The organism is Leptospira ellinghausenii (assembly GCF_003114815.1).
GTDB lineage: Bacteria > Spirochaetota > Leptospiria > Leptospirales > Leptospiraceae > Leptospira_A > Leptospira_A ellinghausenii.
The window spans coordinates 19378-37830 of sequence record NZ_BFAZ01000005.1 but is presented as its reverse complement, the minus strand read 5'-3'; the positions used below and the strand labels follow the sequence as shown (position 1 = coordinate 37830).

The window sequence follows — 18453 nt, the reverse complement described above, 5'->3', positions numbered from 1 at the left end:
TATGGAATCAAAAGACAAAGTATTTTCCATTCAATTAAAAGGTGGTTTAGACGGAAGTAGTGCTGATGATTTTTATCGTTACTTCGAATCACAATTAAACAAAGGGTATCGAAAATTTTTATTCCAGTTAGGATCACTTGAATTCATCACATCAAATGGGATTAGTACCCTTGTGAAAATTCACAAACAAATTGTGAAATCAAATGCAGTGTATGCAATTTATGGATTAAAATCGGAAGTGGAAGATGTATTAAAATTGGTAGGTCTTTTTGATAAATTTCCTATCTTCCGTAGCCATAATGCTGCTGAATCATTCTTATTGCAGATGGATGTGTCAGGTACCGAACCAAGTGTAAAAGATCCTTCTTCCTTTCCTCAACCTTCGGATCACAAAAAAGTTGGAGAGGAATCAAAATCAGACAGTAATAAAATTCGATTTTATTTTTCAGGTAAGTCAAGGGAAGATGGAAAATCGAACCTTGGAAAGGAACCTGTTTCAACTTTAGAATCGTTGAAAGATGAAACCACGGAAACAATACCCACTCCTTCTCCTATGGAAGTTGTGCTCGAAGAAAAGATAAACCAACTCCGGTTGGAAATCAAAGAATCATTGAGTTCCGAATTGGAAAGGCGATTCTCTCATTATAAATCAGGTACATCCGTAGCCGAGTCCACCCAATTGGATAAAATTCCAAATTACATCCAATCGAAAACCAAACAATTGGAAACTGTCGAAAGGATCATCCAATGTGAAGTCTGTGGGACAAGACTTAGGTTATTTAAATTTGGTAAACATGAATGTCCAAGTTGTAAAACGCAGTTCCAGTTGAGTCCCAACGGTTCTATCCGTTTTCTTGAAAAATTAAATCCAATCTAAACTCTGGTCGTATGACAAACAAAGTCCCAGGGAACGAATCGAGTACAAAACGATCCCTTGCTTTATCTTTTTATACTTTCTTATCAAGAATTTTAGGGCTCATTCGTGACCACTTTATGGCTGTTAGTTTCGGTACAGGAATGGTAGCATCCGCCTTTAGTGTGGCCTACAGACTTCCCAATATGTTCCGAAATCTCCTGGCAGAAGGAACCTTAAGCCAATCCTTTATGCCTATTTTTTCAGAGTATGAAAAAATGGGTGTGATGGAAGCTCGTGTGATGGCAGGAACTGTCCTTAGTTTTCTTTTCCTTTGTTTGTCTATTTTTGTGACTTTTTTTTGGCTGTTTGCAGCTCAGTTTTTGCCTACTCTTGTTGGTGGTACACCCGAATATGGGAATTTAGTCGTAGAACTTTCGTTAGTTCTGTTTTTTCTCATCATGACCGCCAGTCTCTCTTCGATTTTTATGTCGATTTCCAATTCCCATCACAAATATTTTGTTCCGTCATTATCCCCAATCATCCTTAACTTTAGTTATCTGGCAGTATTTCTTTTTGTTTTTCCTTTTTATCACGAAATCAAAGACAGGGTATTTTACCTTGCCTACGGGATTGTTTGTGGTGGTGTATTACAATTACTTGTACAAGGATGGTTTGTTTACAAAAACGGGTTTGGTCCCATCTTTCGTTTGGATTTCAAACACCCAGCCATCAAAAAAATTTTTAAACTTATGTTACCTGCGGCCCTTGGCGGGAGTTTTTACCAAATTGGACTCCTAGTGGATATCTTTCTTGCCAACTACATCCAAAACCAAAACCCAGGGCTTGGTGCTGTAGTCAGTTTAGATTATTCCCAAAGACTCGTCCAACTCCCCACAGGGATCATTGGGGTTGCTCTTGCGACTACCATTCTTCCTTCTCTACTCAAAGATTTACGAGAGGGAAGGGAAGAAAATGTACCTAAAGAAATTGCGGATGTTTTATCGTTTGCATTTTTTTTAACACTGCCAGCAAGCATTGGTTTGGCGGTTCTTGGGGAAACGGTTTTGGATTCTATTTATTATGGGGGACGTTGGGACCATCTTGCCACTCTCACAGCATTTTTCCCACTAGTGTTTTATTCACTTGCGATCCCTTTTTATAGCATCAACAAAGTTCTTGTTTCTTCCTATTATGCTTTTTCCGATACAAAAACTCCACTTCGTATCCAATTGATTTCTTTTGTCTTAAGTGTTGTTGTGAGTATTAGTTTGATGTTTTTTCTAAAACACTCCGCCATTGCCCTTGCCTCGGCTCTCAGTGCCATTGTCACATCATCATTATTACTGTTTTACTTAAAAGCACACCAAGTGAGGATTCCTTTTGTGACTGTTGGGAAACGAATTTTGAAAATGGTACCTGCACTTTTTGGACTTTTCTTTTGGCTTTTGTTTTCAGAATGGGTGATCAAACCAAACTTACAAACTTGGGGAACCAATACACTTGGTCTTAGTTATGCTAGTCTCAGTCGCTTGAGTTTAACTCTTTCGATGGTTCCAGCGGTTATTTTGTATTTTGGAATTGCCACCTATACAGGCCTTTCGGAATCCGAAATCATTTTGGGTAGGTTTTTACGAAAGTGGAAACAAAAAAAGGAAAACAAATAAAAAAACCTGTCTTCCGCATGACAGTAGACAGGTTCCATTCTCAACTGAGCTTATGTTCAGTATTCTAAAATCGATCCCCTAATTTTACTTAGGGGATAGTTTGGAAACCACTGCTTCACAACGATCGCAAAGTTTTCCTTCTTTTTCCGAAACATGGCGCCAGCAGCGTGGGCATTCGTGGTGGTGGGGTTTTCGAATTTGGATAGAACCTGTTTCTCCCTTCCACTCTGAATACACTTCACTAATTTCCTTTTGATCAAAGGAAACTTCAGATACCACAAAAAATAAGCTAAGATCGTCTTTTGTAAACTCTGTGTTTTGTAAGGAATTTCCAGGGATGAAAACTTCCGCTTCGAGAGACTTTCCGAGTTTTCCAAGTTTTCTTGCTTCTTCTAACGCTTTTTGTACGTCTTCTTTTGTAGCAAAAACTGGTTTCATTTGAGCTTCAAGAGAGTCATCGATCCATTCTGTTAGGTCTGAAAAATCAGAATAAAAAACAGAATCTTTTTTCCCAAAGTTAGACCATACTTCTTCGGTTGTAAACGAAAGGATAGGTGCAAGAAGTTTGGAGAGCACTTCTAAAATCACAGCGAGTGTGTATTCAGAAGAACGTCTTGTTTTGGATTCTTTGGCATCACAATACATACGATCACGAATGATTTCAAAGTAATCTTGTGATAAATCTACCGTACAGAACACAAGTACCTTGTGGTATACTTGGTGGAACTGGTAGGTATCATACAGCTTTTTCACTTCTTCATTGAGTTTTGCAAGTTTGTGAAGGTAGTATCTGTCAATGGTTTCTAGGTCTTCTTGTTTCAGATTCCATTCGAGTGTTGTCGCACTTGTATTTCCCAGTAAATACCGGAAGGTATTACGGATTTTACGATAGGCTTCTGAGACGGTTTTGATCGAATCTTTTCCAATTTTCACATCATCCCGAAAGTCTTGTGTACTCACCCAAAGTCGTAAAATATCAGCCCCGTATTGGTTGATGATGTCTGTTGTTGGATTGATTACGTTTCCAAGAGACTTGGACATAGCATGTCCTTTTTCATCCAACACATACCCATGGGTGAGAACGGATTTATAAGGGGGAGTTTTACGAATTGCCATCGATGGCCAAAGTGAAGATTGGAACCAACCTCTATGTTGGTCCGATCCTTCCAAATACAAATCAGCTGGTTCTTTTCCAATGGAATCACCAAACACAGCAAAGCTGGAAACACCTGAATCAAACCAAACATCTAGGATATCTTTGTCTTGTTTGAGATCATATGACCCACATTTATTACATTTTGTCCCTTGTGGAAGTAAGTCTTTTGCTTCCTTTTCATACCAAACTTCGATCCCTTCTTTTTTGACAATTTGGATGAAGTGTTGGATGGTTTTGTCATCCAAATGGGTCTGACCACAAGACTTACAAGTAAAGGAAGGGATAGGTACTCCCCAATTCCTTTGTCTCGACAAACACCAGTCAGGTCTTGACTCCACCATGGAACGAATCCTTGTGATTCCCCAATCAGGAATCCATTGCACTTTGTCAATGGCCTTCAGTGATTCTTCACGGAGTCCATTATGGTCGATGGAAAAAAACCATTGTGGTGTGGCACGGAAGATGAGTGGTTTTTTACTCCTCCAACTATGTGGGTAGGAGTGAGTGAATTCAGAAAAATGGACAAGGGCATTTTTTTCTTTAAGGAGTTCTACAATCTTTGGATTTGCATCCCAAATTTTTACACCCTTCATCATTTCAAACTCGTCCGTATAACGGCCGTAATCATCAACAGGAGAAAGTGTTGGAAGCCCTGCTGCGGTTCCCACACGATAATCGTCTGTTCCATGTCCTGGTGCTGTGTGTACACAACCTGTTCCTGCATCAAGTGTCACATGGTTTCCAAAAAGTGGAATGGACTCACGATCTAAAAATGGATGGTGGAATACCATTTGTTTGAGGTCGGCATTGGATAGGGATTTGATTTTGGTAAGAGTGATCCCTGTTTTTAGTTCCACTGCTTCTTTTAATCCATCCGCAAGGATGAGACGGCCATGGCTGTCTGATTGGAAAAGAGAGTAGGGAAGTTCTTCGTTAAAACAAATTGCAAGGTTTGCTGGAAGTGTCCAAGGAGTTGTTGTCCAGATGAGGCAATATGTATCCGATTCTCCCTTCACAGGAAACTTCACATAGATAGAAGGAGAAACATGGTTTTGGTATTCGATCTCTGCTTCCGCATGAGCCGTTGCCAAATCAATACACCAATACACAGGTTTTTTCCCTTTGTAGATGTAACCCTTTTCAAAAAGAGAACCAAAAACTTCCACAATCCTTGCTTCAAATTCAGGAGCCATAGTGAGGTATTTGTGATCCTCATCCCAAAAACAAAGGAAACGATTTAAGTCTTCTCCTTGTTTGCCTACAAACTCAGCGGCATACTCTCTGCATTTTTTTCGAAGTTCACTTGGACTTGTGTTTCTTGCTTCTTTTCCAAGATTCTTTAACACTTGTACTTCGATGGGAAGTCCATGGCAATCCCAACCAGGGATCATATCCGTTTGGAAACCAGAGAGGGTTTTTGATTTAATGATGATATCTTTTAAAATTTTATTGAGGGAGTGGCCAACATGGAAATTTCCATTCGCATACGGTGGCCCGTCATGCAAAACAAAGGATGGTTTGTTTTTTCGAATTTCTCTCATCTTTTGGAAAACTTTTTCTGATTTCCAAATTTGGATTTGGCCTGGCTCACGTTTTGCCAGGTCGGCTTTCATGGGAAAATTGGTCTCAGGAAGGAGAACTGTTTTAGAATAAGGATTTTCCGTTTCTGGTTTGGCCATAGTAAGACCAGTGTTTGAACTCTAGGCCAAAGAGAAAACGGAAAAAATAATCAAATTGTTTATAGTTTTACGCGAACTTTCGGTAACTCGTCTCGGAGTCTAACAACATCGGATTTTTCCAAAAGAGTTTTTTGTAAGATGAGTTGTTTTAAAAAGGAAAGTTTTGCCAAGTTTTTAGGGAGAGTTTTGTACTCTCTCATGAGGCTAAGGTCAAGGATTTCCAAAGAGGGGAGGTTTGCGATCACTTCCACGTCCGCTTCTGTTAGTTGCACTTTGGTTTCGTCTAGTGCCAGGGTTCTTAGATGTTTCAATTTTGAAATGACTGGGGGAATTTCTTTCAATTCGGTTCTGCCAAGTAGTAATACTTCCAAGTTTTCCAAATTTCCCAGTTCTTCTGGAAGAGCAGTGAGGGGGTTTCCAAAAAGATTTAGAATCTTCAGTTGTTTTAAGTTTCCAATCTCTTTCGGTAATGTCGTGAGTGAATCGTATTGGAAAGTGAGTTCTTCTACCTTGTTTAAGTTTCCAATCGAAGTTGGTAAAACTCCCACTTCTTTATTGGAAAGATTGAGGACTCGGTCTTCTTTGTGTTCTTCAAACCAAGTGTTTGCATCCACCACTTCCTTTTTACAGCCAAAGGAAAACAAAACGACTAGAAACAAAAAATAAATGGGAGAAACAATCAACTTCATAAGACCAGAATTTTTACTTTAAATATTTATTATAGCCAAATTCCAATTCGCGGATGATAAACTGAATGTAATCCATTTGGTCGCGGTCTGATTTGTACAAACTAGCTTCTTTACGATAGTATTCTGCGAGTTGCGTACGAAATAAAATCGTACGAAAGTCTGCTTTGGAAAGTATAAGTTCCTTGGACCGATTTTTTAATTGGATGGCTTCCGGAATTTTCATCACAACAGAGATTTGTAAAATAGCATGTTCAATTTCTGCGACGATTTTGTTAGTGTCTTTTTTTTGGTCCGCAGCTGAAAGTTCCAATTTGATATCTTCTACACATTCTTCTATGTGATTACGCAATCGTTTTGTATCGTATACCTTTTCTGCGATACTATTGAATTTTTTTGGATAGATAAAAGCTTCCGCTACCTTGGCAATCGTAAGCGATCGATTTTCTTTTGGGACACCAGTTTTTTGTTTTTCTACGTTCGGTTTTGGTTTTCCATCTTTTCTATACAAATAACCCAATATCAGTCCTAAGAAAAAACTGAATAAAAATCCACTCCCTATGTATTCCAAACTGCCAATGAGTAGGGAAATGACCGTGACAATGGAAGCCAAAGTCAAGAAACTAAAGACTCCAATTGGGACATGGAATTTTTCTTGAAGAGCAGAGAACGAAATTCTTGGTTCGTTTGGAGTCTCAGTGATTTCTTCTGTATCTACTTCTTTGGATACATTTTCAATTTCTAATTTGTCAATGGATATGTCTGATCTATTTTTTAAGATGATTCGGATTTGGTCGAGGATGGGCAGTTCATTTCGATATTCAGAATTGGTTTTTGCTAATTGAAAAGTGTTTTCTTCTACTTTGGTTAGATACTTTTGGTCGAGTGCAAAGAGGACATGGTAATCATCTTCTTTCATTTCTAAACAACCATAAGTATCATATAAAGTTTTGACTATTCTTTCGATGGCTCTTTTTTTATCGGAATCGGATTTAAGATTTAATGTTTTGATTTCGGCGTATAAGTTCAGTTTGGTGAGAGTGAGTGTGTTTTTTGTATTTTCTTCGATTTTTGTGCTTAATAATTGGATCAGAGAAAATAATTCGTCTTCTGCATCTTCTTTTTTTTGTTCGGTTAAAAAACGAGAAAGTTTGTTTAAAATGATGATACTATCTTGGATTCCATTTTTGACTCGTATTGATTCTTCGTTTGTTATTTTATCAAATGGAAATTCTACCAGTAACGAACTGATTTCTTGGATGTAGTTTTGTGCTGAATTCAAAAGTTCTTCCGTTTTTTTAGGAAGTTTTGTTTCGAGTTCGGTCAGCTTTTCTAAGTAACCTTCATATTTGTTTTCTTTTGCAAATCGTTTTAGGTAGGGAAAAGCAAATTGTTTGAGTCCATCCAATTGTACTGCTAAATGTTTTATGTATTCAGGGTGAAAAGAACTGCTTGGTAATACAAAATGGTATCCTGGTACAATCTCAACCAATTTGGCAGTTTCTTTCCCTCTGGTAACAACATCTAAAATAAAATCTTTTGTTGGTAAAGGTCCAAACGGTTCCATACTCGAACGAAGGATCAATTCTAATTCCGATTCAAAACTCAGTTTGGTTGGGAAAAAATACACGTTCCCCTTTTGATCTCTTCGCAGTAATGTACTTCCTGGATTTTCTTCTTCTAATATGAGATCACGATTGGATCGATTCTTTAGTAAGATATCCACCAAATCAATGCTATATTTAAAACAAGACCTGCGAAAGGGAACTATATCTGTTTTTTCCTTGGATTGTGGAGAGATCATACTCAATCGAAACACTAATTTTTGGTCCACAAGTAGGATAAATGGATAAAAATATACGACTGGTTCTTTATTGTGTTCAGTGAGTCCCGCTAATTCTTTTAAAGCTTCTTTGATTGCCACATTGGTTTTGTGTGATTCGGTTAATTGGACCTGTTTGGATAAAAGTTCAGGAATGGAATCCAAAGTGAGAAATAGGGTAGGAGTGATTTCTGCACTTCCATGCATTTCCAATCGTCTATGGCGCACACGTAACTCTTCTAAAATCGCTTGGGAAGTGAGGGAATAACTCGCTATATTTTTTGGTAAAGAAATAAAGTATGAAGGTTCTGAAACATTGTTTGAAAGAGGACTTTCTGTTTCGCCGAAATCTGAGATTGGTTCCAAAATGTACCTGCTAAGTCACTAGTTTACAGAAGATTTTCGGAACGGCAAGAGAGAAAGTAGAAACCTAGGTATGAAAATGAAAGAAATTGAAAGATTCTACGACTCACTTGTGACTTATAACAAGAGCCATCCATGTCAAAAAATGCTTTCGATCCAATCAGTACATTCACTGAAGTAGAATATAATTAATTTAGCTAAAGTAAAAAACATGAGTCTAGGAAGATTTATTGACTGGAATTTATATCGCGTGAATCGTCCAATAGATTATGGATTTAAGATTGGCGGCAGTTCTATTAGAACGCCAAAAAAAAGTTGATACGTTTTTTGTCTGGGCAATTTTTGCTCACATTCCCCTCGTTTTTTTACTCTCCCTTGGGTACGGTGCCACTTTAATTGTTACAATTTCAGCCATCATCATTGCCACTCTTTCGTTTTTGTTCTATCGATTTTTACGTGGAAGTTTTTTCTTAAGAGCTTGGAATGGAGCTGCTCTTATGTTATTCAGTGCCCTCCTCATACAAGCACAATTTGGTCGTATTGAAATGCATTTTCACGTTTTCAGTGCCCTTGCTGTATTGTTTGTTTATGAGGACTGGCGTGTATTACTTGTTGCCGCATTGACAATCGCCATACACCACTTAGTTGGAAATTACCTCCAAGAGTTTGGTGTTGTATTTTTGAATACCAAAGTGATTGTTTATAGTTATGGTACTGGATTAGAAATTGTGATCACACATGCACTATTTGTAGTGATGGAAACTGGAATTCTCATTTATTTTTCCTACCTTTCTGTTTTGGACCTAAAATTACAAATAGAAACCCAAACAAATTTAGAAACGGTGATGGCGGGTGTTACTGCAGCAATTGATGAAGTTTCGCAAGGGACAAAATCCTACCTAGAAAACTCAAATTTGATCACAACTGCTGTTAGAAAGTTTGAATCTTCTTTCCAAGACCAATCCTCTTCCATAGAAGCAATTTCAGCAGCAACAGAAGAAACCACTGCCTCAAGCCAACTGATTTTGGAAGGATCCAATCGCCAAATCAACGAAGTAAAAACAGTAGAAGAACTCAATCGAAACTTATTCAATTTGAATGAAGGTTTTGTGAAATCATTGGAAGTGATGAGAGCAAAAATACAAGAATCTGCAGAAAGTGTCAAAAAAACGGAAACAGAATTTTCAACTTTGTACCAATCAATGGAAGTGGCAGTGGATGATTCTGAAAAAATGGAAGAAATTTTGGATCTGATTTCGGATATTGCTGAGAAAGTCAACTTACTTTCGTTAAATGCTTCTATTGAGGCAGCAAGAGCAGGTGATGCGGGAAGAGGATTTGCAGTTGTTGCTTCGGAGATTTCAAAACTTGCCGATTCTACAGCAGATGCAACTAAAAATATCTCTACTATCTCTGGTAAAATTAAATCCGCAATCCAAGTTAGTTTTAAACAATCAAATCAAATCAACCAAACAGTCCAAGGGTTTGTGAAATCCATTTTGGCATCAGAAGTGGGCATGGGTGAGTTAACAGAAAAAATTTCGGGAACACTCTCTGCATTTGAAAAACAAGAGAATGCTTTAACCACTCTCGACCAAATTGCACAAGAAATGCAACTTTCAAGCAAAGAACAATCATCCAGTATGCTTGAAATATCGGATTCGATTATGGATTTAAATTTGAAAACACAGACCAATTTGAATACAAGTTCGGAAATGATTTCGTTTATCGATAAAGGCAATGTAATCTTTGAAAATTTAAAAGATTCAGTCGAAACACTTTCTGCAATGATTGAAACAGGAAATGGCACCTAAAAAATGGATCCAAAGACTACTTTGGGTCTTTGTTGTTTTCCTTTTTCTAGGACTTAGTTCCTTACTCCATTTTTTTTCCAGTTCATACCGAAAGATCCCTTGTGAGATCTGTGAAATTCAATTTCGTACGGTACCAAAATCAAATTGGATCATCATTTATCCTGGGTTAGTTGGTTGTGGTAAAAAATGTCCTATGGCCTTGGGAAATCTCAGGCAATTTCAGTTACGATTCCCTAATTCAAATTTTTCTTTTTACTTTTTGGTAACTGACCCTAAAGAAACAGAAGAAGACATTCGTAATTATTTAGCGTATTATCAAACTTCTTTGGCAATCCAAGCCCTACGGCCAAAATCAATGGAAGAAGTTCGGTTTTATAGAAGGCTTGGAGCTTATTTACCAGAACATCCTGTTCTCAAACAAAAAGATGAACATGGAACTCAATTTTTTCTCATCCCACCAAATCGGAAAGTTGTGTATGCACTTCCCAAACTTGGTGAAAATGATTGGATCCAAATCCAAAAAGAAATGAGCAAAGAGTGAAAAATACTAATTAGTGGATCATATGATACACTTCTTTCATTTCCTCTCTTAGAAGTTTCATTTTGTTCGGAACATCTGGATGAGAGATGTCCTCAGGGTTTAACAAATAATTTTCAGGTCCAAGTTCTCGGATCATCATTTTAGTTTGCCAAGTGTTATCTTGAGGCATGTTGATGTCAGAAAGATAAGTATAATTTCTTTTGATTTCTGGTTTGATAAAATCTAAGATAGAATTGAAGTGATGATCGTTGTATATCTTTTTACCATCTGCAAGTCGGGTATACCCTCTTACCACATAGTCAATATAAACCACATCACATTCAAATGCTTCAAATAGGAAATTGATGGAGTCAAGTGGAATGATTTCCCCACAGGTCGAAATGTCAATGTCTACACGAAAAGAACAGATTCCATCTGGATCAGCCGCATCAGGGTAGGTATGTACCGTGATGTGCGATTTATCCAAATGCATACTAACCTGTGTCGATGGGATTGGATTTCCTCCACCCTTCACATCACTCATTAGAACCATAGCTGAAGCACCCACAGGATCGTAATCTTGTGCGGATACAGAGAGGATATTGGCATCAATACGTTTGACAATCTCTTTGGAGATTTCTGTAATTTTACTCGCATTGTACTTGTCGTGGATATATGTTACATATCTACTTTTTTGTTCGTCATCGAGTGTGATGCAAAAATCGTAGAGGTTAAAACTCAAAACTTTTGTCAGATTGTTAAAACCGGAAAGTTTGATTTTTTCTTTATCCATTGCTACCTGCTTGTATAAAGAACAGAAATTTGGTATTTAGGTAAGAGGCAACTGAAATAACAAGTCAGTTTTAGAAAAGTCATGGAAAACAAAATGGAATGGTGGAAACAAACTTCAATTTATCAAATTTACCCTTGGTCCTTCCAGGATTCCAACGGTGATGGAATTGGCGATTTAAAGGGAATCCTAAGACGTTTGGACGAGATCCAAACCTTAGGCGTTGAAACCATTTGGTTTTCTCCGTTTTATGTCAGTCCTGGTGAAGATTTTGGTTATGATATTGCAGATTATACAAACATTGATCCCAGATTTGGGACGATGGCCGATTGTGAACAATTGATTCGAGAAATCCATAAACGTAAGATGAGAGTGGTTTTGGATATGGTGATGAACCATACTTCTGACAAACACCCATGGTTTTTAGAATCAAAGTCATCCACATCGAATGCCAAACGAGATTTTTACATTTGGAAAAAGGGGACTAAAAAACCACCGAATAACTGGATTTCGATGGTTGGGAAATCGGGATGGAATTATGATAAAGGAACAGAGGAATACTATTATAGTAATTTTTTATCCTTCCAACCAGACTTAAATTACAGGAATCCAAGAGTTAAAAAAACCATGTTTGGCGTTCTGGATTTTTGGTTAAAAAAAGGTGTCGATGGGTTTCGTCTTGATATCTTCAATTCCATTTATAAAGATGAGAGTTTTCGGGATAATCCTTTTAGTCTAAGATTTTTTCCAACACCAGATAACCATGATGAGGCGTTTTTTCAAAAAAAACAGTATAACCTAAATCTACCGGAATCATTTTCGTTTGCAAAAGAAGTACGAAAACACATCTCCAAGTACAAACAAAAACCATTCCTCATTGGTGAGGTGAGTGGAAGTGACCAAGTATTAAAATCATTTTTAGGTGAAAAAACTGATGGTCTCAATTTGGTATTTCAGTTTGAGTTAATACACTTTTCGTACAATGCGGATTTTTTTCGCAAACTACTACAAAAAAATGAAGAAATTTTCCCAACTCCTTTTACTCCTACTTATGTATTAGGTAACCATGACCAAAGGAGATACATTGATCGGTTAGGTGGTGACATACGAAAAGCAAAACTTCTTGTTTGTTTTCAATTTATGGCAAGAGGAGTTCCGATTGTTTATTATGGAGAAGAAATTGGTAGAAAAGAAGGAAAACTCTCCAACTTTTTTGGGAAAGATCCAATTGCCAAATTGAATCGTTTTGTTCCCTTGTTTTTAACAAAACTTTTGGGAATTTACATCAATAGAGATAATTGCCGACTCCCCATGTTATGGGATGATTCCCAGAATGCTGGGTTCACAAATGGTAAACCATGGTTGCCTATCGAAACCGTACAAGCTAGTGATACTGTATTGGGACAAAAAAATGATCCAAACTCTTTGTGGAAACATTACCAAACAATGTTTCATATACGGAAGGATTTCGATGTCGTAAGAGTCGGTAGTTTGGAAATCATCCATACAGAAGAACCAGCTATTTTGAGTTTTGAAAGAAGGTTTAAAAACAAACGACTTTGTGTATTCCTCAACTTTGGTAAAAATCAAAAAGATTTGAATGTTGATATGAAAGGAAAAAAAATCTATGCTTTTGGTGGAGCCGATTGGGACGGGAAAATGATGCACCTACCAGAACATTCTGGTATCATCATTGATTTGCAATTTGCCAAGAGTTCAAACAAGTAAATGGCCACTCAGGTTTAAGATTTTTAAGATTTTTTGAATCTGAGGTTTTACGTTTGTCAGAAAGAGTCGCACACCTTGTTTTTGGAACATCATTTTTTTGTATAAAAGTAATCCAAGCACAGCAGATGAAACTTCTTCTACATTGGAAAAATCAATATAAATCACACTCAAATCATTTTGAAAGAGTTTTGTCATGTCTTCTTCAAGGCTTTGCGCAGAATACAAATCCAAACTACTAACTTCGATTCGGTAACTTTTTTCTTTTGTAAGTTCTGAAACCATTTTGTCCCTCACAGAAAGATCTACGGAATCCAATTGAAATACATTAGAGTACAGGCGAAAAAAACAGTTTTTAAATTTTTTCTTTTCCCATACATTTTCGATCCAAACACTAAAGTTTGTTTAGGGATGGATGTGGGAATTCCTTCCTTTGGATCCAAGGAAAAAGTGATGTGATTGCCTCCACTGGTACCATTTGATTGAAATCAAATCCCAAAGGAAATAAAAGATCACACCTGAATCTAATTTGGAATGCCCCCAAGTGCGAAGTCCAAATGTATAACCAATTTCTGCAATTTTATCTGTTTTCACGACACCCAAAATTTCAAAAAGAATTTTGTAACCTCTTGGGTGTAATTTATCTTTTGTGTCTAAGTAGACTGTTTTGCGAATTCCAAAAAATCCACTCATAGGATCTGAAATCTTTACAGGAAATAACCATTCTGATATTTTTGTAGCAAAGAGACTTGCTAACTTCCGTAAGACGGGGAAATTTCCATATCCTCCATCTTTACTCCTTCTTGTCGCAACTACGATATCATTGTCTCTTAAAAGTCGAATTACATCTGGAATTTTGGAGTAATCATGTTGGAAATCCGCATCAACAACAACAAATTTGTCCCCCTCCGCTTGGTTATAACCAAAGGTAACTGCTGAACTTAAACCTTTTTCCGTGAGCCTAACAAATGGTTTCACTCGTGAATCATATTTTGCTAAAACTTTGGAAACTTCAAAGGTTCCATCAGGTGAATTATCATCAACGATAATGATTTCAAATGGAAGGCCATCTTTTTCTAGGACATTCGTTATGGTTTCAACGCAGTTTTTGATATTACCTGCTTCGTTATAGGTTGGAAGTATTATGCTTGTTTTATCTTTCATGACTGGTCATTCAACTTTATACTTTTTAAAAAAGCCCCTTGGTTAAGTTTTTAATACATACTTCTCCTGCATGACAGGAGGTTAGAATCGAATTGGAACATCCATTAAACAATTGGTATTGTTTGGAACAGAGAATTTCACAGGCAAATTGAACTAATTTTGGATCTTGTTGTTTTTTTTGGTCGTCACTCAAACAGTTGTTAATCTTTTCGCACATGTATTTGCATTGTGGTGCTTCCATTTTAGTCACTTTTTGTCCAAACTTGGGAAGGTTATCTTTGGAAAAATCCCAAATCGATACAAAAAATAAGACTAGTAGAAGGATTCCGTATTTTTTCATTCTAAATTACCCTTTTTCCATAAACTGATCTCCGTTTGGAATTTTTGTTTTTCCATTTTAAAAACAGAGCCAATCAATGTTTTTGTATTCATTTGAAGGTGTTGTTTCCATTGGAACCAAGAGTTCACTCGATGAAATTCATTCGGAATTTTAGCTTCAACAAAACTGATTAGATAGTTTGATTCGGAACAATTTTCCTCAATTGTAAGTGGCAATGCAAATTTGACCTTTGCATTGATGAGTTTGTTTTGTACGTCCATCGCAGTCCAAGGATTCTCTGCCACAACACAAACAGAATTTTTACCAACTTCTTTTGCCTCCTCACGTAGATCTGGATCGGAAAGCGGTTTTAATAAGAAAAAAATGAGAATTGGGATCACTAAGATTTGTGTGATGAGTATAGCTCTCCATTGGTTTTTAACACTTTGGAAAAAACAGAGAGAACTTACGATGATAAGAACACCCAATATAGAAAAAATAAATAAAGTTGGTAATCGTAAGACAATAGAAAGTAATAATAAGATAAAATAAACAATGAGTATACTATATCGATTTATCTTCGAAAGAAGAAGTGTTTTCCATGATTCTCGTTGCATGGACGAAAGTAGGAATAAAAAGCTAATAAATGGAGTTACATAGTAAGGATCTTTACGGTTTGGAAGTAGGTGTAAACATGTAACCAATAGGATAAACACAAGTAATGTGGAAACATAAATCTGGTGTTTATTTTGTTTTGGGAAACGAATTGAATTCCAAACCAATTGTAAAAGCGGAATGGTAAATGGTATCGTGTAAATAAGCCAACCCAACCAAATTCGTAATCCTGATTGGTTGGAGGAATAAAACTTTCCTATATTTTCCGTGATAAAGAAAAATCGAAGTAAATCTTTCCCTGACGGTATTTGAAAGTACAAAAAGGAAATCCAGAGTAGTGGAATGATAAAGGTCAAAACATAAGAGAAAAGAAGGATTTTTTCTCGGATGATCTGGTTCCACTGGAATGTGATTTTCCCATTTCGAATACGAATCACTTTTACATAAAAATAACTGAAAAGTATAAAAAAAACATACACATGGATGATTGGTCCTTTTAGTAAGTACCCAATCCCTGTGACGAAACTTCCAAAAATCAGATAAGAAGTTTGTTTTGTTTGTTTGTAAAAATAAAAGGAATGAAAATAAAGAAGTAAAAAGAAGACCATTGGTCCTTCCATCATGAGAAGTCCAAAAAATTTGAGAGATAAAAAGGAGAAACCAAAGAGTAAGGTGTTGAGTAAAGTTTCAGATTTGGATTTGCTGATGGCAAATACCAAACGATATAGTAAGACCATTGTACCCATTCCAAAAATTAGAGAGACCAATCGTTCCGAAAGGTAATGAATCCCAAATATGGAATCGGAAGCCATTCCCATCCAAAAAAGCAGGGGTGGTTTGTATGGATTCGGTAAACCAGATAGAGAAGGTAAAAGGTAACTTCCTAGTTCTAAACTCTCACGAATGGACCTTATGTGCATGATTTCATCCCCTTGAGGGAATGGGGCATCAGGGACACCCAGTAAGGATCCAAATATAACGAAAAGTAATCCCAATAGTAGATAAATCATAATTACGTTAAATTCCATAAACAAAGATACTGACTAGTCAGTCAATATAATAAACATCTAGAATTTGCAAAAAGATTTAGAATTCAGAGAGAAGGATTGGAGAATTGATTCTACTTGTTTGGGATCAGGGTTTTTTGTTTCGAATCCAATTGAATCTTCCCAGAAAAAATAGAAAAAATTACGAAATGAGAGAAATTACACTTTTCATCCAATCAAAAAGCAGTCTAAACTCATTAGCATGTCATCGTGGGGAAACGACAATGGAATTCTTTTGGAACAAGGAATTGCCTTACTCTCTTCCCTTTCTGATCGAATGTATCTTCAAAAACAAAATAATTCTGAATCGAGTGTTGGTGAACATATTCGCCATGTGATAGAACATTACCAAATGTTTCTTGAGGGGATTCAGATAGGTCACATTGATTATGATAAAAGAAAACGTGACCCTTCGCTTGAAGAGAACCGACTTCATGCAATCAATCGTTTACACGAGTTATTCACTTTTTTCGAAACAAAGTATTTGCCACTTGGACAAATACTAGTTTCCCAAAATTATAATCCAGACTTACCAACTCCGATTGTCACATCCACAGTTGAGAGGGAACTATTATTTTTAGTTTCTCACACTGTTCACCATTATGCAATCATTGCATTAATATTAATAGAAGAAGAAGGTGTCATTCCACCATATTTTGGTTATTCGCCTGCTACATTGTATTCAAAATTACAGAGTAAACAGGTTTGATTTTTACCAGTCGATAGGGAAATAGTCCTTTAAAAACTTACCAATCCAATGTTTGCCTGAATTTACTCCGTCAAACAATGGATCAACGACACGTGCAGCCCCATCCACAATATCTAGGGGAGGTTGGAAATCATGAAGGTCTTGTTTTCGTTTGGCAAGTTCAATTGGATCTTCATCAGTCACCCAACCAGTATCAACAGCATTCATAAAAATGCCATCTTTTGCAAAGTCTTCTGCTGAGGTATGAGTCATCATATTCAACGCGGCTTTAGCCATGTTTGTATGGGGGTGACGGTCTTCTTTTTTAAATCGATGGAATTTCCCTTCCATTGCGGAGACATTGATGATGTGTTTTTTGCCAGTGTTGTCTTTACGCATAATACCCACCAATCGATTACAAAGAACAAAAGGTGCCACAGCATTTACCAGTTGTACTTCTAACATTTCGGAAGTATTTATTTCGCCAAGTTTCAATCGCCAACTATTTGTTTTTCGGAGGTCCACCTGTTGTAAATCAGCATCTAATTTTCCTTCGGGGAATACGGATTCCAATTCATGAGAATTGTCATGAGAATACGGGATTTGTGAAAGTGCGGCTGAAGACCTGATGCCAACACCTGGAGTTTTATGGTTCCAGCTAACGGCTAACGCAGTTGCCGTGTCTTTCATTTCCGAATCAGACCGGTAGGAGTCCAATTCATTTTTACAATGTTGGTAAAAACTTAAGAGTTTTTGCGCTTCAGAAGGTAAGTCTGAAATTGGGATTTTTTCTGTTTCCAGTAAATGAGAATAAAAGCCGGGTGGTCTTCTGACTGTTTGTGCTGCATTGTTAATCAGGATATCCAATCGTTCTAAGTGGTTTTCCAAGAATTTACAAAAAATCTCCACACTTGGTGTATGCCTTAAATCCAAACCAAAGATTTGTAATCGGTCTTTCCATAAGTGAAAATCAGATTCCTTGGAAAATCGAATCGCTGAATCATTTGGAAATCTAGTTGTCGCGATGACTCGAGCACCTGCTCGTAATAATAACAAAGTGGCTTGGTAACCAATTTTTAATCTCGAACCAGTGATGACGGCAACAGTGCCTCTTAAATCAGCGGTTTGGTAACGTTTGGAGTAATTGAGTTCCGCACAATTGGGACACATTGAGTCATAAAAAAAATGTAATTTTGTAAAAGGAGTTTTACAGATATAACAAGGTTTAGGTTGGGACAATTCAGTGGCATTATCCCATGACCATCCCGTAGAATTGGAAATTTGTAGTGGTGCTTTGAAGACAGCGGACTCCCTTGCTCTTCTAATCCCGGTCAAAGCTGTTTTTTGTTTTTCTTGGGTTTTTAAACTTTCTTTTTTTTCGATGCGAACAGTTCGATTCCGTTTTCGGACTTCATTTCGATCAGGTCTTGAAATTTTCCCACAAAGGATCATAAGCTCAAGGCGTTTTTCTTCCGGTATGGTAACGAGATCTTTTGGTGAATCTAAAAGTGTTTTTAATTCACGTATCAAAGAATCAATGTCCATA

General features: G+C 36.9%; 15 protein-coding genes. 6 read left to right on the top strand and 9 right to left on the bottom strand.

The genetic code is table 11. The features are described 5' to 3' along the window. Position 1: 1 nt before the first annotated feature. Positions 2-877, top strand: coding sequence for a DUF8512 domain-containing protein (locus DI076_RS04235; RefSeq protein ID WP_108958763.1), 876 nt, complete (start codon positions 2-4; stop codon positions 875-877). An 11-nt stretch (positions 878-888) separates the two neighbouring features. After that, a complete protein-coding gene (murJ, locus tag DI076_RS04230; protein WP_108958762.1) occupies positions 889-2520 on the top strand; it encodes a murein biosynthesis integral membrane protein MurJ in 1632 nt (543 codons plus the stop codon). A gap of 84 nt (positions 2521-2604) precedes the next feature. Here murJ and ileS read toward each other — a convergent pair whose 3' ends face one another. Genes ileS through DI076_RS04215 form a run of 3 tightly spaced genes read right to left on the bottom strand, consistent with a single transcriptional unit; the run spans position 2605 to position 8229 of the window. Further along, complete coding sequence (gene ileS / locus DI076_RS04225) at positions 2605-5355, bottom strand: isoleucine--tRNA ligase (RefSeq protein ID WP_108958761.1); 2751 nt, start codon at positions 5353-5355, stop codon at positions 2605-2607. A 59-nt stretch (positions 5356-5414) separates the two neighbouring features. Next, positions 5415-6044 carry a leucine-rich repeat domain-containing protein gene (locus DI076_RS04220; RefSeq protein ID WP_108958760.1) on the bottom strand — a complete coding sequence of 210 codons (630 nt, stop codon included), beginning with the start codon at positions 6042-6044 and terminating at the stop codon, positions 5415-5417. Positions 6045-6057: 13 nt separating this feature from the next. Further along, entirely contained in the window at positions 6058-8229 is a 2172-nt protein-coding gene (locus DI076_RS04215; RefSeq protein WP_108958759.1) for a ligand-binding sensor domain-containing protein, read from the bottom strand. Between the two features lie 278 nt (positions 8230-8507). Between DI076_RS04215 and DI076_RS04210 the strand changes: the two genes are divergently transcribed. Both DI076_RS04210 and DI076_RS04205 read left to right on the top strand, forming a co-directional pair. Then, positions 8508-10040, top strand: a complete 1533-nt coding sequence (locus tag DI076_RS04210) for a methyl-accepting chemotaxis protein (protein WP_174705020.1) — start codon at positions 8508-8510, stop codon at positions 10038-10040. Further along, positions 10030-10581 (top strand): SCO family protein, encoded by a 552-nt coding sequence (locus DI076_RS04205; RefSeq protein WP_108958757.1) that lies wholly within the window; start codon positions 10030-10032, stop codon positions 10579-10581. Before DI076_RS04210 ends, DI076_RS04205 begins: the two co-directional genes overlap by 11 nt. A gap of 10 nt (positions 10582-10591) precedes the next feature. Here DI076_RS04205 and speD read toward each other — a convergent pair whose 3' ends face one another. Next, a complete protein-coding gene (speD, locus tag DI076_RS04200; RefSeq protein WP_108958756.1) occupies positions 10592-11353 on the bottom strand; it encodes an adenosylmethionine decarboxylase in 762 nt (253 codons plus the stop codon). 93 nt (positions 11354-11446) lie between these two features. Between speD and DI076_RS04195 the strand changes: the two genes are divergently transcribed. After that, entirely contained in the window at positions 11447-13078 is a 1632-nt protein-coding gene (locus DI076_RS04195; RefSeq protein ID WP_108958930.1) for a glycoside hydrolase family 13 protein, read from the top strand. Here DI076_RS04195 and DI076_RS04190 read toward each other — a convergent pair. The 4 genes from DI076_RS04190 to DI076_RS04175 all read right to left on the bottom strand — a co-directional run bounded on the left by DI076_RS04190 (position 13067) and on the right by DI076_RS04175 (position 16183). Beyond that, on the bottom strand, positions 13067-13360 hold the full coding sequence (locus DI076_RS04190) for an STAS domain-containing protein (RefSeq protein WP_167396506.1): 294 nt from the start codon (positions 13358-13360) through the stop codon (positions 13067-13069). The two genes, DI076_RS04195 and DI076_RS04190, sit on opposite strands and share 12 nt — an antisense overlap. Positions 13361-13480: 120 nt before the next feature. Beyond that, the gene (locus DI076_RS04185; protein ID WP_108958754.1) at positions 13481-14239 is read right to left on the bottom strand and encodes a polyprenol monophosphomannose synthase; all 759 of its coding nucleotides are present in this window, start codon (positions 14237-14239) and stop codon (positions 13481-13483) included. 25 nt (positions 14240-14264) lie between these two features. Next, entirely contained in the window at positions 14265-14579 is a 315-nt protein-coding gene (locus tag DI076_RS04180) for a hypothetical protein (RefSeq protein ID WP_108958753.1), read from the bottom strand. Continuing rightward, entirely contained in the window at positions 14576-16183 is a 1608-nt protein-coding gene (locus tag DI076_RS04175) for an ArnT family glycosyltransferase (protein WP_108958752.1), read from the bottom strand. Before DI076_RS04175 ends, DI076_RS04180 begins: the two co-directional genes overlap by 4 nt. 271 nt (positions 16184-16454) lie before the next feature. Here DI076_RS04175 and DI076_RS04170 point away from each other — a divergent pair, with 271 nt between their 5' ends. Continuing rightward, positions 16455-16928, top strand: a complete 474-nt coding sequence (locus DI076_RS04170; RefSeq protein WP_245918264.1) for a DinB family protein — start codon at positions 16455-16457, stop codon at positions 16926-16928. Between the two features lie 3 nt (positions 16929-16931). On the opposite strand, the gene DI076_RS04165 is transcribed toward DI076_RS04170, so the two are convergent. Next, on the bottom strand, positions 16932-18452 hold the full coding sequence (locus DI076_RS04165; protein ID WP_108958750.1) for an SDR family oxidoreductase: 1521 nt from the start codon (positions 18450-18452) through the stop codon (positions 16932-16934). Position 18453: the final 1 nt, after the last annotated feature.

Excerpts from the sequence above, each read along its gene's own strand:
- DI076_RS04235 (WP_108958763.1), top strand. The coding sequence starts at position 2 with ATGGAATCAAAAGACAAAGTATTTTCCATTCAATTAAAAGGTGGTTTA.
- murJ (WP_108958762.1), top strand. The coding sequence starts at position 889 with ATGACAAACAAAGTCCCAGGGAACGAATCGAGTACAAAACGATCCCTT.
- ileS (WP_108958761.1), bottom strand. The coding sequence starts at position 5,355 with ATGGCCAAACCAGAAACGGAAAATCCTTATTCTAAAACAGTTCTCCTT.
- DI076_RS04220 (WP_108958760.1), bottom strand. The coding sequence starts at position 6,044 with ATGAAGTTGATTGTTTCTCCCATTTATTTTTTGTTTCTAGTCGTTTTG.
- DI076_RS04205 (WP_108958757.1), top strand. The coding sequence starts at position 10,030 with ATGGCACCTAAAAAATGGATCCAAAGACTACTTTGGGTCTTTGTTGTT.
- speD (WP_108958756.1), bottom strand. The coding sequence starts at position 11,353 with ATGGATAAAGAAAAAATCAAACTTTCCGGTTTTAACAATCTGACAAAA.
- DI076_RS04195 (WP_108958930.1), top strand. The coding sequence starts at position 11,447 with ATGGAATGGTGGAAACAAACTTCAATTTATCAAATTTACCCTTGGTCC.
- DI076_RS04190 (WP_167396506.1), bottom strand. The coding sequence starts at position 13,360 with ATGGTTTCAGAACTTACAAAAGAAAAAAGTTACCGAATCGAAGTTAGT.
- DI076_RS04185 (WP_108958754.1), bottom strand. The coding sequence starts at position 14,239 with ATGAAAGATAAAACAAGCATAATACTTCCAACCTATAACGAAGCAGGT.
- DI076_RS04180 (WP_108958753.1), bottom strand. The coding sequence starts at position 14,579 with ATGAAAAAATACGGAATCCTTCTACTAGTCTTATTTTTTGTATCGATT.
- DI076_RS04175 (WP_108958752.1), bottom strand. The coding sequence starts at position 16,183 with ATGATTTATCTACTATTGGGATTACTTTTCGTTATATTTGGATCCTTA.
- DI076_RS04165 (WP_108958750.1), bottom strand. The coding sequence starts at position 18,452 with ATGGACATTGATTCTTTGATACGTGAATTAAAAACACTTTTAGATTCA.